Below are 16836 nucleotides of genomic sequence, written 5' to 3'. Positions count from 1 at the left end.
CTTTCGCCACTGTCCCCTCTCCTAGCAAGCTATTTGAGGTTCTCGTACGACTTGCATGCCTAATCCACGCCGCCAACGTTCATTCTGAGCCAGGATCAAACCCTTCAATTTTGTATTGATTCACCAGTCAGTAAACTGACCGGGAGAAAGCAAAGTTAAACCGAAAGTTGATTCTGCTCTGAGGGCCTCGGTAAAGACCCTCAGCGATTCGCCATTTGTTTTCGATCTTGCCACAACGCCGAAGCTATGTTAGCAAGTTCAAAGAGCGACTTCGCACTGCTGAACTCAACAGAATAATCATCACCAAATTGTCAAATATCAATGTGTCTGGCTGGCAGACTTGTCTCAAGCGAGCTTAGCGGTTTAGTCCGTTGCTCGCAAGAGGTGTTTTTAATTTTGTTTTCACAAAACTGACTGAGTGAAAGTGTCATTCGCAGGAAGCACTTAAAGTGTTTGCCGTGCGAGGTTTGCTTTCGTTCAAGGCTCGGTATCTTAGAGCCTCAAGGCGATCAGTCAACCGCAGTTTCAAAGAAAGTTTTTTAAAGCTTCATTTGAATTTCACTTGATTGAGAGGGCTGGGCCGGAGGCCTTTTCGCTCTCAGCGACTCGCGTTGCTGCGTGTCACGTTTCAAGTGAGGCGGAAAGATATAGGCCACGGCCGTGGATGGCAATAGCCTTTTGATCATTTCCATAGAATTGTTTTCGTCTTCTTCATGCCAAGATCATCAAGCGATTATGGAAACGGCATATAGTCCCTAAAAACGGTACGTTTTAACGCGGGCATTTTGAATGCCTCGGTTGGACATTTTGGTGAGAAACGCGGTTGGCGGGGCGAAATGCCGCTGCTTATCCCTCGCCGCTCCTCATTTTCCAGCCCGATTGCGGCAGCCCTTTGCCGGAAACTGGGGCGCTGGACGGCAATTCCCTGGGGAGTTGCGTTGCAGCTAGGGTGCCTTGGCAAATGACGTGGGATTCAAACCGTAGCTGCGGTCGTAAAACCTTGTCCACGACGTGGTTCACCTTCGGGCGACGGATGCGACATGAAAATGAACAATGCTCTAGCGACGCAGCGCCGATCGAGAAACGCTAGAGAGACGCGTTCGCGTGCGCTTGGTGATCCGGATCGAGCCGAGTGATCGCGTCGACTCAGCGGGTGGATGGTCCCGATTTGCCGCTCCGGTGGGGGCGTTAGCGCCGGCTGGTCGGCGATTGGTCCAACAACAGCGTGTTGGAGACATTGTTTCCAAAGTCAGCGTAGCGTTGGAACGTCCAGCGCACCTTTTTGGTTTCGGGATCGAGTTCGACGATTTGCGGCTGGCCGGGACCTGCGTGACAGTTGCCTAATGTGATGTTTCCGTTTTCGAGCAACTCCAAGGTCGTGACCCAGGCTAAACGAATCGACGGCAAGTCGTTTTGATGGATTTGCCACGCAATCTGTTTGTCGGGAGTGACCTCTAGAACACTGTGTCCATTTCCCGTGGCAATGAGGGTGTTTCCATTGGGCCGTCGAATCGCTGCGAACAAGCGGTTTCCAAACGCTTCGGGGCCATGCCCCCCTTTGGCTTCGCGGTCAAACATCGGGACTTTATATTCCCAGACGACGGTTCCCGTTTCACGCTCATATTCCCGGACCGCACCATCGGCTTCATGAGCGACCAGATAGTTCCCCGTTTCGAGTTTGCGCACCAAGCGGGTATCTGAATGGGCGTTGGGGTGTTCGACGACAAACGGGATTTCAGTGAGCAGGTTTCCTTGGCGATCGATCTCGATGATTCGAGCGGCACCCGATTCCGCGATCATGATGCGATCGTCGTCGATCCATTGAGTGGCATGGACTTCAATGCGTTTGCCTTCATTGCCATTGCGTTTTGCAGCCTCGTATCGCCAAACGACCGCTTTGGTCTGGGGGTTAATCTCCACAACCTGGTTGCCGTTTTGCAGCGTCAAGTAGTTGCCGTTAGGCAAAACGTGCAGATCGTGGATCCCCTGCCAAGGCATTTCCCAGCTGATTTGGCCATTCGCTTCAACGACGGCAAGCTTTCCGTTGCCTTGCAGTAGCACGCGATGATGGCGAGCAGGATCGGCGCTATTGGCTCCGGAAGTGGCGAGCAAGATGAGGCTAAGCGTTAGCAAAGCGACCGAGCGATGGAGCATGTTTGATATCCTGGATGGGGATTTATACCCCATTCAGGATAATCAATTTCGCTACGCCCGTGACGAGCATGGTCGTAGCGAAGCCGTTTTTGCGTGGCTGTCGCCGAGCATTTCACGATGGTGGAGAGGGAAGCTGGGGTGAGCAGGGAAGCCGGTTCAAGCGAACTTCCCGATTCACGGATTAACGATCCCCCCTCTCCTGCTGATGCCGCGAGTGTGGGCGGGTTAGGAGATCGCCGTTGGAGCGGGCGAGGCGGATTGGGAGAGGCATTTGGCGATTTGGCGGACCGCTTGGCGCAGTCGTTGCTCATTTTCGACTAATGACATTCGCAAAAAGCCTTCCCCTGCACTGCCAAACCCGCTGCCCGGACTGACCGCGACATTCCCCTCTTCGAGTAATTTCATGGCAAAGTCCATCGTACTCATTTTGCTTTTCCAGGGCTCAGGGACTTCGGCCCAGACGAACATGCCTGCTTTGGGCGGGTTCACGTTCCATCCCAGACGTTTTAAGCCACTGACCAAGGCATCGCGGCGGCCTTGGTAGATCATCGATTGCTGCTCGACCTTCGCTTCGGTTTCGCGCAGGGCGACGATCGCAGCGATCTGGATGGCTTGGAACATGCCGTAGTCGTAGTAGCCTTTGATGGTTCCGAGTCCTCGGATCATCTCGGAATTTCCAGCGCAAAATCCCACACGCCAGCCAGCCATGTTGTAGCCCTTGCTCATCGTGGTGAACTCGACACCCACGTCTTTGGCGCCGTTGGCGCTCAAGAAGCTCGGTGGTCGGTAACCATCGAACGCGACGTCGGCATAGGCAAAGTCGTGAATGACCATGAACTTGTACTTTTTCGCCAAGCGAACCACTTCGACGAAGAAATCACCCTCGATAACGGCAGAGGACGGATTGTGCGGGTAATTGATGATCAAGATTTTTGGCTTGGGAGCCATGTGTTCGCAGGTGTAGGCGACATTGCGTAAAAAGCGATCGGGGTCCGCTACATCGAGTGCGACTACATTGCCACTGGCCAAAATGACGCCGTACATGTGCACCGGGAAATAGGGCGAGGGGATCATGGCGGTATCGCCGGGCCCCATCAGCGCCAAACACATGTGCGAGAAACCTTCTTTGCTACCGAGACAGGAGATGATTTCCGAGTCGGGGTCAAGTCGCACCCCGTATTGTCGGTTGTACTTGCTGGCGACTTCCTTGCGCAAGTTAGCAATCCCGTTGGATTTGCTGTAACCATGGTTCCCAGGATCCGACGCGGCGTCGATCAGTTTTTGGATCACGCTCTGGTCTGGCGGGTCGGAGGGATTGCCCATACCTAGATCGATCACGTCGTCGCCGGCGCGTCGTTTTTGATAGAGCGAGTTGTTGATTCGCCCAAACATGTAAGGAGGCAGACGGTCGACGCGTGAGGCAAATTTGACCTCAAACGGCTCGGGAATCGGGTCGGTCGTCAAAGGCGAAATTGCGGGAGCATCGATATTGGGCGTATCGGCGTCAAAAGGTTGACTCATGTCATTCAAGCCAAAAAGTAATGTCGGAACCGGGGCGACGGTGAACTTACCGCCGCTTTCTGTTTAGAAGTATTGTCGGTCAGACACTGGCAATCGCCCAGGGGTTATCGGTTTGTTGCTTGCAGAATTGCGATATCCAGCGGCAAAATCCCCGCGAAGTGCCCGGCAGGAGGACACGTTGTCCCGGTGAGATGCCCTCCGAGCAAGGATCGAGCAAGCAGCTTGATCGCTTCTGTAAAAGCAGAATCCGATCTGAAAACGCAAAATCCGATGAACGGGCTCCGATAAGCAGGTTCCGATAAGAGACAAAAAAAGCCCGACCATCAGGCCGGGCTTTTTAGGTCACCATCAGTTTGGAGTGCTGCGGGTGGTAGCAGGATTGGGATCCCGTTTACTTTTTGACCCGTTTACTTTTTGATTGGCTCGGCGGGAGCTGTTGCCATTCGGGGGAGTGCCTTCGTCGCGACGAAGAAGTTATCGATTTCGGCAGCCGATTTGAGTTCGTCAAAGCGGATATTCATGGCCATGTTCAACTTTTTCTCCGACAGATCGCGTACCAGTTCCGAGCGAACGTCTTCGAGTTTCTTGACCACCGGCTCGGTGTAGCCTTGGCATCGCATGATGATGTACTTGTCGCCCGTCACCACAATTCCGCTCAGGTCACCTGGTTTCATCGCAAACGCTTCTCGCTCAATCGCAGGTTGACCGCTGTGTTTACGAATCGGTGGGACTTTGCCCATGTTGCTCGCCGAAACGGGTTCGACGCTGTATTGTTCGGCCAATTTTCCGAAGAATGCATCGGTCGCGTTGTCACGTGCCATCTCCCAAACTTTCTGAGCCGTGCGTTGATCCGACAACACAATCGCTAGCACTTCGACTCGCGGTCCGTAGGAAGACTCGAACCCTTGTTGGATGTCTTGATCGCTGAGTGAAACGGAGTCTTCGACGAGTTTCTTTAAAGCGACACTCGGCCAGACTGCGTCCCGCAGGTACAGATCACGGGTGGTGGTGCCATCGGAGGTGACCGATGCCATCCAGGCATCGACGTCGGGTTGGCCCTGAGGTGTGAGAAAGCCAAAGCTCCCAGCGGCACGTTGTACTTCGTGTTGCAAGTCAGCGTCGGTCACTTCGGTCTTGGCTTTTTTGAGCGCTTGGGCGAGTAGTTTGCGATTGATTTCGCCTTCGAGCACCTCGGTTCCATGACGTTTGGTGCATTCGGCGGCAACCGCAGCGAGGCTGACTTGTTGGCCATTGATGATCGCAGCCACACCAGGATGTTGTTGTGTCTTCTCGGCGTCACCAAAAACCATCACCACTTGGGCTTCGCTTTGGAGTTGGGCGAACAACTGAGTCGCAGCGCCACGCATCTTTTTGTCACGGATTCGATCGTTAATCTGTTCGCGAATGCTAGGCATCGCTTGCGGGCTCGGCGTGGTCTCGGGCAAGCGACGGACCGCTTGAATCACAATCCATTGGTCCCCGAGTTGTAGCACTGGCGAAACTTCATTGTTCTGCAATGCAAACGCAGCGTCTTCTAAGCGTGAATCGCCGGTGTAGCGGCGGATCGGGGGAATCAAACCGCCGACACTCGCACTGGATTCGTCTTCGCTGTGTTCTTTGGCCAATTGGGCAAAGCGATCGGGATTCGCGATGGCTTGTTGACGCAGCGATTCGGCGTCCGCTTTGCTGGCCTTCATGATCAGTCGGCATTTCACCGCTTCGCCAAACTGAGACAGGAACGCTTGGTTGAATTCTTCTTCGCTGACTTGCACTCGGTTTGCGACGAGGCGACGCAAAGCCAACATCGGCCAGACGATTTCGCGACTGTATTGGTCGGGTTGGATGTCACGTTCTTCTTGCAACAGTTGCAGGTAACTTTGCATCGACAACCCAAACTTGGAAGCGATGCGGCCGATTTCTTCGCGAACTTCGGTCGAGGTGACCTCGATGCCATGCGTCTTACAGGCTTGCATGATCAAATGGCGGTTGACCATGTTTTCGAGAACGTCATGCCCATAACGACGAAGTGATTCTTCGTTAAGCGTTTTGCGAGTAATCGGGTCGGCATTGACGACCGCCACGACATCGTTGGCAGTCTCTTGCGCCGTAGCGGCTTGGTCAAAAAGTGCCGGGATGACGCTCAGCAATAGGGTCAGATAAAGACCGACGCGAAGCAGGGAAAGCATCCACGGCTTGAGTTGATGGGAAGATAGTGGCATGGCGGTCACTCCTTTGAGCCGACTTGAACGTTAACATCGCCGAGAACGAAACTCGAGCAGCATACAACTGCATTCTCTGGCGATCGTGCCTTCGTGGCGGAAGATAAGAAAAATTCCGAGTTTGACTCAAGACCGAAATCTTTCGTACCGAGCGCCGTTTTCGTGCCGGTCCAGTGGCTGTGTCGAACATGCGGCCATTCTACAAAGACATTGTAAATCCTACGGAGGTACGTCTTCGATGATGCGTGGGTCAGCAATCTGTTTTTTCCTTAACCTCTTTGTGGTTAACCGTTTGCGGTGTTTGTTGTCGCTTTCTTTTGCGTTTTGGCACGGTCCGTGCATTAACACTCTTTCGTTGCCAAGGCGGAGTAAACCTTCAAGGGTCGCTACCGCTGGGTCACGCCAAATTAACCTCGAAGAAGAATTCACACGCAAAGGACACTGCCATGTTGGTTTTAACACGCAAGCTTGATGAAAAGATCCAAATCGGAAACGACATCACCATCACCCTGATTCGAGTTCAAGGGAATACGGTTCGCATCGGTATCGACGCCCCCCGAGAGATTCGGGTGATTCGCGCTGAGCTTGAATCGCATGATGCGGCGGAGGCTAATGTCGAACGTCCGTTGAGTGAGCGTGAGGAAGCCTTTGCACACCCCACCCTCGTCACGGGGCGTTCAAAAAAACATGTCGTCAAAAAGGAAAATGTCGCTGCGAGTCGCGAATCCAACGCCAACGAAGTTAATCGCGTGGGCACGTTAGCGGAGTCGAAGGTTTATATGACTCGTCTGCCTGTGGCGGGCAACAAGGTGCACAAGAATGTCGCTCCCTTGGCTGCGTTTTTGCAGACCGATGTGAACGTGGGCATTGCTCAATAACGGGCTGGCGGCGCGTCGTCCGCGGATGAAGTCCAACGGTTCATGCCATGGGCTCACGAGTTATCTGGCCCACGAGTTATCTGGCCCACGATTAAACTGGCCCACTAGAACCCGCGATCCAATCAACGCCGGTACGCATCCATCCCCGGTCGCATGACTTCATCCGGTTGAATGGCAATTCGATCGTTGGCATCGACTTCTTGAAGGTGTTCAAGCAGGATGCGTCGCACTTCGAAAATTGCTTTTCCGGTCATGTGAATTTGAGTGTGTTCCGCATCGACCGTGATTTCGCTTTCCACGTCGTCCATGTGAGCGCTGGCATATTCAACGACCCCATCATTTTTGCGAGACTTGGGACCCAACAGCGACGGCTTTTCTAGGACGCCGATGATGTTATGAAATTTGACGTTCGGGGACTTTTTCGCCCGTAACATGACGGGGAAGATCGGTGATTTTGGCGAGAGCGAGTCGACGGCGTTGACCGCCGTTAGCAGTTTGGTGTCACGAAAGAAATCGGGGTTTTCGCGTGTCAAACGCTGGCCGGTGGAGACGAACATCTGAGGCAATTTGATGAATTTTCGGGCTAACCACTGCGTGTAATCGTTCGAGAAATCGCTGCCCCGGTGCGGAGTGCCGATGGTAATCACGCGGCCAACGGATTGATTCGGTTTGAAGAACAATGTGCTCACCAATTTGACGCGGTCCGCTTGCGTTCCCTTCATCTCGTCGGCGGGGTGGTCGCTGACGATTTTCCAGAAATCGTTTCCGCTTTCCATCGTTTGCAAACGGCTGACGAGTCCTCCCATGCTGTGCCCTACCAAGACCATTTGATCGACGGCGCGATCTCGGCCTCCTGGGTCAAAGGATTCTCGCATCGCGGCTAAGTCTTTCCGCAACTGTTGGGCGCTAATCCAAAACGGTTGGCCGGTCGGATACAAATAAAACCAAAATTGGTAGCGTTCACGGATTTCCGGAAAGCTCCTCAAGTCATTGAACATGTCCATCCACGTCAGCGGACTCGACCACAGCCCGTGCACCATCAACACGGGGATGCGATTGGGGTCGTACGGTTCGAGCATGTAAACGCCACGCCGTTCCTGAGACCCATCGGGGTCAAGCAAGCCTTCGGTTGCATGATTGCGTTTGCGGAATTCAGGACTGTCGAGGAAATAAGCTAGCGGAGTCGTGAGGTCGGTTTCCAGCGGTACCCACTGCTTGGCAATTTCAATTTGGTTGGCTTCGAGTGGATCAAAGAATTCGAGCACGCATGTCGGCGATTCGCCGACGCGTCGTCCGCCGATGCCGGGGGAACATCGCATCATCGCCGAAACGGCATAGCTCAGTCCGGTGGGATAGTACCGCTCGCGTGAATCGTCTTTTGCAGCCGGTTTTCGGACTGCGATCAAGGGAACGCCTAACCCGTAAGTGGTGTGACGATTGTTGAGTGTCTCGATATCGAAATCGCTGACAAACTCGTAACGATCGAACTCCTCAGGCTTCCATTTGCCCCGCATTTCCGTGCGGACGATGAACTCACGATCGGGGGTCGAAATGGTATACGTGCTGCCCGGTTCAATGCGATGCTCGCTACACAGAATGCGAAGCGTATCTTCGAGCGATTCGTTGTAGAGATCACAAGCCGCTCGAAATTGAGGGTCGAAGGCGTTTCGTGTGATTTGAAGGTCTTCGCTGAACAGATAGTCGTAAGAATTCGTTAAGGCGATTCCGTAGTGATTCAATGCATGCAGCAGATCACCGCTCCGCTCCGCCTTTTTGCCTTCGACATAAGACAATTCGCTCAGCGCGTAGACCAGTTCGGAATCAGGCGAGTGGGTGATCGCTTGGCGAATTTGCTCGAAACACTTTTGGTGATCCTGAGTGTATTGATCTGCCAACCCAAACCGATTCAGCGTGTGCCAGGTCCGCTCGCTGACCTCGGGACCGCGAAAGGTGACCAATTTCAAGCTGTTGGTCAGCGGGTTCTCGCGAACGGATCGGCTCGAAACGTACCGTGTCGAAGTGCAACCCGAGGCTAGGCAAAGCAAAGCCAGGAGGATCAACGGCGGAACCACCTGGTCTGCGACTCCAAAACGTGCCGCAATCGAAACAGCGGCACGCGATCGCACAACCGACCATCGCGCAATGGGCAACGGTGCATCACACGGAGTGTGAAGGCGATTCGTTGCGCAGTCCGTTGCAAGCAATTGCGGCATTCCGATCCATCATCCCTACGAAACACAGCGGCTTCGTAGGAGGCACGATAAGGCGATATTGCCCAACGGTAGAAACGTTGGGCAATGGGTGTCAACCTTAGCTTGTCACCGTTATTAGAAACCGACGTTGCCGCCGCCGCCGCCGCCAAGACCGCCACCGCCAAAACCACCGCCGCCAAGGCCACCGCCGATACCGCCGCCACCGCCATCGTCGGTGCCCCCTTCGCCTTCGACGAAGTTAAAGGTTCGTACGTCACCGATTTGCGAGAAGAACGGAGCGGGGCTGATGCGAACGTAGCGACGGTCTGCCGAGATAATTGCTAGCGACATGACCGAGGCTCCTTCGGGAAGCTGAGTGATTTCAGGTCGGAAGCCGACCGCTCCACGATTGAAGCGTCCCAGTCCGTCTAGCCCTAGGCCACCAGTGTTGCCACCGATGCTGCCCCCCGTCAGTGATTGAACATCATTGAACAGGTTTTGTAGGACTTGGCCCGCATCGGGGCCGTCGCCGGCAAATTGAGCGAGGGCCGCGTGTTCCATGTCTCGTTGCACATTGCGAAGGTGAGCAAGTTGAGCCGCTGCGACCTCTTCCTTGCGCTGTCCGTCTTTGACTTCAAAGACAACCAGTGCGTCTTGCTCGCCAATCGGAATTTCTTGGCGGATAAATCGTTGGGTTGGGCGACCGACGTCCGTGACGATCTCGACCGTGGCATGGCCGGTGGAGACGTTGCCCCAAACCCGACGCACTAGCAAACGATATTTGCCCGAAAACCCTTTGGGGCACAAGTAGGTTTCTGAAACCGTTCCCGTCTCATCCTCACCCCGGCCGGGGTAGGAGTCTCCAAGCAAGGTGCCCCCGCCAGCCGACGCAGGGCTGTCGATTGCACAAATGGTTCCCGATGGTTCCTCGATCGCCAGATCCAAATCGGCATCGCCGGTCCAAGAAACGCGAATGATCGCGTCATGGGAAGCGGCGAGTCGAAGGGAGTCGCTAAATTTTTGAGCCTCTTCGGTTCGTCCTTCGGCAATCAATTCGCCGTGGGTCGCTCGTGCGACCAAGCGAGCTTGTTCGACGATCGGTTGGAATTTTTCGGGCCACGCTTGGCTCAAAACGCCACTGCATGCCCAAGACAACGCGTCGACGTCATTGATTTGTTGAGCGATGCGAAGTCCCATCAAGTAAGGTTCACGTCGATAGGGATCGATTGCTGAAACCTTTTTGCACAATTCAAGTGCGGCGGCTCCCGAGCCCACGTCTTCAAGTCTCGCCGCAACGTGCAGCACTTCTTCGGGGGTCTCGGCAAAGTCGACTGCCGAAAGCAGCGTGCGTTCGATTTCTTCACGAGGTGCATTCGTTGCTTTCAATGCAATCGCATAGGCTTGGTACATCCACGTTTGCACGTGTCCGGCTCGCATGGTTGCCGCGATCGTGTCTCGCATCTCCGCAAAGTAGGCCACCGTTTGCTCGGTCTTGCCCGCTTTTTGTGCGTTCAATGCCTTGGTGGACAATTCGCCCACGGTAGCGCGAACGCGCTGATCCAAACGGGTGAGGTCTTCGGCTGACTCGATCTTCGTTTCCGCAAAGAATTGGTCCCAAGCTTCCGCTTTGGATTGGCCCTCGGCGACCTGAATTCGGATCGGTTTGATGTCAAAACGTGACAGCGTTTTCTTGGCTGGTTTTGCAACGGATGGGGGAGTCGCGTTTTCAGCGCGAGTGGCTGAAGAGGACACGGAGGCTTTGCTCTGCAACGAGACGTCGTCGGGAACCGCGAACATACCGCCGCCTCCCATGCCGCCCATGCCGCCGCCCATACCGCCCATGCCGCCGCCCATGCCGCCGCCCATGCCGCCACCCATGCCGCCGCCCATGCCGCCGCCCATGCCGCCACCCATGCCGCCGCCCATGCCGCCACCACCGAGGTCAATGATGGGCACGACGAGGTCGCCTACGGGATAAACTTTGGTGATAAGGTTTTCATTGGCAGCTTCTTCGGTGGTGATTTGCATCACTTCATCTTTGATCATGTAGGTCAAATCGAGACCGCGAAGCAACAACCGCATGTACGAGCGGAGCGATACGTTTTCTAGTGTTAGCGAGACGGGGGTGTCCGCGGTCAGGCCAATTTCTTCCAATGCACGAATGTCAACGACGATGGGAATACCATGGTCCGCACTGATTTTTTGAATCGCTTCGTCCAATGGGGTTTCCACGAACGTTTGGCTGGTTTCGTCGCCAAGGGCGCTTTGGATCCGACGTTCGGTGTCGTTATCGCCGACCAATTCGATGGCACCATAGCGTTCAATTCGACGTCGGCTGAGCTTTTGCCAAGCGTCGGCTTCAGGCCAAACGACGGGAGGCTCATCGACAAACGGAATGGACGCTTTTAGCACCAGCGAGAATGCATCGACAAAGTTTCGATCTCGCATTTCACTGTAGCGACGGTCGCGTGCGTAGGTTTGCAACCACAGCGGGTAATCAATGAATTGGCGTCCTGCGGTCGAGTCACGCGTGATCGTATCGCCCGCCAAGCGAGCAAACGGGATCGAGACTTCGCCGTCCGCTTCTTCGTAACGCCCTTCGCCGATTAACGCGTTCATTTGTTCGGAGAGGGTTTTCAGAGACTGTTCGTTGCGGAAGGTTTCTTCCAGCAATCGCGTCATCGAATTGGCACCCTTGGCTTGCTGCTCAAGGTTGGCTTGGGCATCCAGGTATCTCGCTTCTTTGCTGCTTGCGATTTGGATGGCCGAACGGACTTGCCCCATTAATTCTTGACGTAACTCGGGGTTGATGTTCGCAGTGTTCTCGATTCTGCCGAGCAACGACTTCAGCGATCCGGAGACCCCTTGGGGATCGTTGATCAATTGACGTCGAGCGGCACGCAGTTGAGCGTTCACTTCGGCTCGCAAGCGTCCCTCGGCAATCGATCGCTCCGCTTCCACGCGGTCGAGCAAATCGCCACCGGTTTCGATCAATTCGTCATCGCCGGCCGCAGGGCCAAAGAAATTGTCGGCCTGGATGGGGGCTGCGTCGCGAGGCATCGCGGCGCGGGGAGCGGGTTGACGAGGAGCGGGTTGACGAGGAGGCGCCGGTGCGGGATTGGCCGGTGCTGCGTTGGCCGGTGCGGCAGCCGCAGGAGCTGCATCGTCGATCGCCATCGGGTCATTTTCGACCGCGGGGGCGGGTTGCTCGGCTCCGAGGGCCTCGGCACCCTCCGCCATGGGAGCGGCATCGGCACCGAAAATATCATCGAAGGGCGAATCCGCTGGGTTCTGAATGATCAGGGTGTTTGCATCCTCGGCAAGCTTTTCAATCGCTTTGGCTTCCGGATGATTTGGATCCGCTTTGAGTGCTTTCTCCGCAATCGCTTTTGCACCACGCAAATTGCCTTGCTTGACCGCCATGTTGCCCGCACGCACGAGGGCATCGGCTTGAGCGGCCAAGGCGGAAGCGGTTGCACGTAGCATTGGCGAACCCGCGGTTGCCAACAACAGCCCGCGGTTGGCAGCGGAATCATCGACTAAACCCGGCAGGAAGGCAAAGTCGGGATGGCTTTCTTCGATTGTGCCATCGGTCTGGATCGCGACGTTCGCGGTCGTGGTCTCACCGCGTAGTTCAAATGCAGCCGTTCCCGAAGACATCGTCATGCGACCGAGCAAAATCGAATCGCGATCGAGTCGCAACGGTGGCAGCCGGTCTTGTTGGACGGTTTTCATGCCCTCGGTTAGCTTGGCTTCGCTAAGCCAAATCGGAGACATCGTCGCCGAACCGCCAACGTGACGAGCGATGTCCGCTGGACTTGCCTCGGCCGCCGTGCCAGCGACTCCCAGGACTCCGCCGGTTTGATTTGCCAAAATGCCCATCACCTCCATGTTGGCCGTAGGGCCAATCACCACGCTGTGAACGGAGATGCGATCGGATCGCAAGGCATCGACTAAGGCTTCGAAACGTTTCTTGTCGGCGCTGGCTTCCAATGACGAGCCGTCGCCAATGTAAACGATACTTCGAGTGCGATGGATCGGTTCGCCCACCAACGTCGCTCGGATCGAATCGACCACCGAGATCAGATTGGTGTTTCCCAGCGGCAAGCGTTGGCTCAGTTTGTCGATCGCGTTTTGCGTTAACGAGGAGCTCGGGGCGTCGAAGGCACCACTTAAATCGGAGGCCTTCACATCGGCTGCGAATAAGCGAACACGGTCGCCCGCACGCAATTGCTCAATCACGCCGCGGATCGCCGTGATCGAATCGCGACGGTATTCACCCACTTGGCTCGCCGATGTGTCGACGATGACGACGACGTCCGCGTCCGCGGATCGGGTCGCGTCCATCAACGTTTCGCTGGCTGACGGTTGGATCGAAGCTGCAAAATACGCATCACCCGACGGCATTTTGAAACTCGTGACGCGGACTTGACCGCCATCACGCGTGGCTCCGTTTACGGAAACGTCATCCGCCAACGCTGCGGGGATCCAAATCGCTGCGGAGAGCAGCAGACCGGTCGCCAGCTTGATGGTGGTGGATTGGTGAACGATTTGTGCGACTTGTCGCAATCCCATCTGATTATCTCTTTCGCGAGTGACAGAAAACGCGTTTGCAATGTTCTGGTTCTGAATAGCTGAAAAGCAGTGTCGAAATGCACTCTTCCTGAAGAGTCTATTTCGCACCTAGTGGTTTCGCTACGAAAAAACCGGGGTTTCACCACGCAGGGTTGCTGATGATTCCGGTTGTAGGTGTTGCACTTTGCTACAGGTGTTGCAAAGTGAATCAGGACAATGCATCGATTGCCCCTTGGAGCGTTACCGAACCTTTCCTAACGCTGATAAAGCTAGCCGTGTGCCAAACCGGTGGCTTCCGCGGAATTCATTACCCGGCGCGTCACGGCGTGTTGATTCAATCATGGTTGCCTTTCGTAGCTTTGCAGCGAAAGACAACCTTATCGATTTTACCTCGCCGAGGCGTCGGAATCGGCCCCCCCATTGCCACACTTGATCCGTTGGCCGACTGCAGTCGGCTGCGGAGTGTCCTTGTTCCGCATACGGAGAAACGAAAAAAGGCGAGGCCAATCTCGAAAGATCGACCCCGCCTCGCACGGGGGGACGCTTAATATTCTGCAAGTGGAATTCCTGATGCGTTTGCCTCCCGCTTACACCCCTAAGACTAGTTTGAAGTGGAGCGGTGAGTCGGAAATCTTGGCCGTTTTGGTACGCTTTGGGCCCCTCTGGCTGTGAATTCGTGACGGTTGTTGCGATCGCGCCGCTTTTGCAGGGAAAACACGGTGATTTCGCCGCTGATATCGCTGCAGCGAGCTTCGCTTTCATGCGATTTCGCTGCTGGTTGTACGCGACGGAAGCTCTGTGTTGCCTCGCGTTGAGCGTTGCCGTGGCCATTCGTACGCTACTCGTCCTTTTGCGCTGGTCGGCTGGTTTGATTGCGCTCGTAAGTGGGGGGAGGGACACAACGAGCGTTCAGGTTGAGGTTGCTCACTTGTCGTCAAGTTCGCAAACTGCGGCTGCATTGCTCGAGGTTTCAAGCAATGGCGAAGCAATCACTGATAACTTTTGGGAGATCCGGCTGTGGGCGATCAGAAAATTAACTTACCCGAGCGATTGGATTTGATCGCGGTGGGGGCTCACCCCGACGACGTTGAAATCGCCTGTGGCGGAACGTTGGCCAAGCTGGCTCGCAAAGGCTATCGGATTGGGATCATTGATCTCACCGATGGCGAGCCGACGCCGAATTCGCCCAGCCCCGAGGTGCGGCTGCGCGAAGCCGATCAAGCGGCACGCGTGCTGGGGGTACACAAGCGGATTCAGCTCGATTTGCCCAACCGCCGTTTGTTCGACTGTTTCGAGCACCGGGTGGCGTTGGCAAAAGAATTTCGACGTTATCGGCCTCAGCTCGTGATCGGTTTTGGCGAAAAGACTCCGATGGCTTCCCCCGACCATTGGCAAGCGATGCAAATCACCGACGCGGCCGTCTTTTACAGCCGGTTGACCAAATGGGACGAGTATTTTCCCGGTTTGCCCGTCCATTCCATTCAACGGCAGCTCTATTATCGCTTGGCGGTCGAACCCGATACGTTGGCCGGGAATCCCTACCACCAAATCGTCGATATTAGCGACACGATCGAAACCAAGATTGAGTCGATCCTGTGTTACAAGACCCAATTTGAGCACAAACCGAACATCGTGACCCGAGTGCGAGCTGCCGCGACGGTCACGGGAGCGGCCGCCAGCGTGACGGCCGGCGAATCGTTTGCGGCTGCAAAACCCTTTGCCGTCGACAATCTGATGCTCACGTTGGCGCTTGAACCGTTATCCGACTAGGCCCAAATGGGCTCTCGGCCCAAGCCGTGATCCCGATCCCGATCGCGATTGCCCCCCCGGCTGCCGCTAGTACTGCTTTCCGCGACTCGGTGGCTTGCTCTCTTCGGGTTCGTCGTCGCCTTCGCGGTGACGGCGGTGCAGGTACATCTTGATCGGCACCTCGCCAAACGGCAGGTGGTCTCGCAATACACCCAGCAAATAACGCTTGTAATCGTGGGTGAATGCCTTCGGATCACTGCACATCAAAACCACCGTTGGCGGTTCCGTCGAAACTTGCGTGGCAAAATAGATCTTGGGACGTCGGTTCTGATACATCGCCGGCGGATGGGCATCGACGGCCGCTCGGACCAAGCGGTTGAGTTGGCCGGTCGAGACGCGTTCGCGGGCTTGTTTGAACAACATCGAAGCGTGATTCAGCAACGTTTTTACGTTTTTACCGGTTTGTCCGGTGATAAAGGCAATCGGGGCGTAGGCGAGGGTTGGGAATTGAGCGTGGATGTAACGAACCCAGCGATCGGTGGGCACTTCGCCGTGGTACTTGTCCCACTTGTTGATCACAAAGATGCAGGGCTTGTGGTTTTCCATCACATAGCCCATCAATTGCTTATCGACCTTGCTGACGGTTTCACCGGCATCGAAAAACAGCAGCACGACATCGGCACGGCGAATACTGCGTTGGGCGCGGTGCATGCCGTAATATTCGAGGTCGGTTCGTTGACTTTTTCGTTTCCGAAGCCCCGGAGTATCAATCGCCATAAAGGATTGACCATCCATTTCGAAAATCACGTCGACGCTGTCGCGTGTCGTCCCCGGAACCTCGCTCACGATCATCCGATCGTCATTCGCCAGCGAGTTCACAAAGGTGCTCTTGCCGACGTTGCGTCGACCGACAATCGCGACCTTCATCTGGGTTTCTGCGACCGATTCATCGTTGGCCTCCGGCAAACGATCCACGATCAGATCGATCAATTCGTCGCGGTTGCGATTCTGAGTCGTGCTGACACGAATTAGATGGCCGCGGCCGAGCCGGTGGAAATCGTCCGCGAGTATGTCGTGATGCGTTTGATCGGCCTTGTTCGCCACCAGAATCACAGGCCGCTGGACCGTGCGAAGTCGCTCGGAAACCTCTTCGTCCAGGGGCATCACGCCGGTTTGCACATCGACGACTAATACAATCACGTCGGCGGTGTTGATCGCAACTTCAATTTGGTTGCGGACGTCATCGGTGAGATTGTCCGCATCGACAACTCCCATGCCACCGGTGTCCACCAACTCAAAAAAGCGATCATTCGCTTCGATCAGTGTGGTCATGCGGTCACGTGTTACCCCTTCGTAATTATCGACGATGGCAAGACGACGGCGCGCAATCCAGTTGAACAGGCTGCTTTTGCCTACATTGGGACGACCGACAATAGCGACTCGAGGGACGGGCATTCGTGTTAACAGGGGTACGGGAACAACAGGGTGACAACAGTCAGAAGCACTGAATCCTATTCTCGTCGACCCGAATCACAAAGCCCTAGAAGA

General features: G+C 55.3%; 8 protein-coding genes. 2 read left to right on the top strand and 6 right to left on the bottom strand.

The genetic code is table 11. The features are described 5' to 3' along the window. Nucleotides 1-1188: 1188 nt before the first annotated feature. The 3 genes from Pla52o_RS21925 to Pla52o_RS21915 form a co-directional block, all read right to left on the bottom strand. Nucleotides 1189-2154 (bottom strand): outer membrane protein assembly factor BamB family protein, encoded by a 966-nt coding sequence (locus Pla52o_RS21925; RefSeq protein ID WP_231612547.1) that lies wholly within the window; start codon nt 2152-2154, stop codon nt 1189-1191. A 225-nt stretch (nt 2155-2379) separates the two neighbouring features. Further along, nucleotides 2380-3675, bottom strand: a complete 1296-nt coding sequence (locus tag Pla52o_RS21920) for an aminotransferase class I/II-fold pyridoxal phosphate-dependent enzyme (protein ID WP_146596771.1) — start codon at nt 3673-3675, stop codon at nt 2380-2382. A 407-nt stretch (nt 3676-4082) separates the two neighbouring features. Continuing rightward, the gene (locus Pla52o_RS21915; protein WP_146596770.1) at nt 4083-5894 is read right to left on the bottom strand and encodes a peptidylprolyl isomerase; all 1812 of its coding nucleotides are present in this window, start codon (nt 5892-5894) and stop codon (nt 4083-4085) included. 446 nt (nt 5895-6340) lie between these two features. Here Pla52o_RS21915 and Pla52o_RS21910 point away from each other — a divergent pair, with 446 nt between their 5' ends. After that, nucleotides 6341-6772, top strand: coding sequence for a carbon storage regulator (locus tag Pla52o_RS21910; RefSeq protein WP_146596769.1), 432 nt, complete (start codon nt 6341-6343; stop codon nt 6770-6772). A 122-nt stretch (nt 6773-6894) separates the two neighbouring features. Here Pla52o_RS21910 and Pla52o_RS21905 read toward each other — a convergent pair whose 3' ends face one another. Next, nucleotides 6895-8844 (bottom strand): esterase/lipase family protein, encoded by a 1950-nt coding sequence (locus Pla52o_RS21905; protein WP_390620913.1) that lies wholly within the window; start codon nt 8842-8844, stop codon nt 6895-6897. Nucleotides 8845-9099: 255 nt separating this feature from the next. Continuing rightward, a complete protein-coding gene (locus Pla52o_RS21900; protein WP_146596767.1) occupies nt 9100-13539 on the bottom strand; it encodes a hypothetical protein in 4440 nt (1479 codons plus the stop codon). A gap of 1017 nt (nt 13540-14556) precedes the next feature. Here Pla52o_RS21900 and Pla52o_RS21895 point away from each other — a divergent pair. Next, nucleotides 14557-15309, top strand: a complete 753-nt coding sequence (locus tag Pla52o_RS21895) for a PIG-L family deacetylase (protein WP_146596766.1) — start codon at nt 14557-14559, stop codon at nt 15307-15309. Nucleotides 15310-15375: 66 nt separating this feature from the next. Here Pla52o_RS21895 and der read toward each other — a convergent pair whose 3' ends face one another. After that, on the bottom strand, nt 15376-16743 hold the full coding sequence (gene der / locus Pla52o_RS21890; RefSeq protein WP_146596765.1) for a ribosome biogenesis GTPase Der: 1368 nt from the start codon (nt 16741-16743) through the stop codon (nt 15376-15378). Nucleotides 16744-16836: the final 93 nt, after the last annotated feature.

It is taken from the genome of Novipirellula galeiformis (assembly GCF_007860095.1).
GTDB classification, from domain to species: Bacteria; Planctomycetota; Planctomycetia; order Pirellulales; family Pirellulaceae; genus Novipirellula; species Novipirellula galeiformis.
Note: the sequence above shows the minus strand (reverse complement) of the source record. Positions and strands in the feature narration are given on the sequence as shown.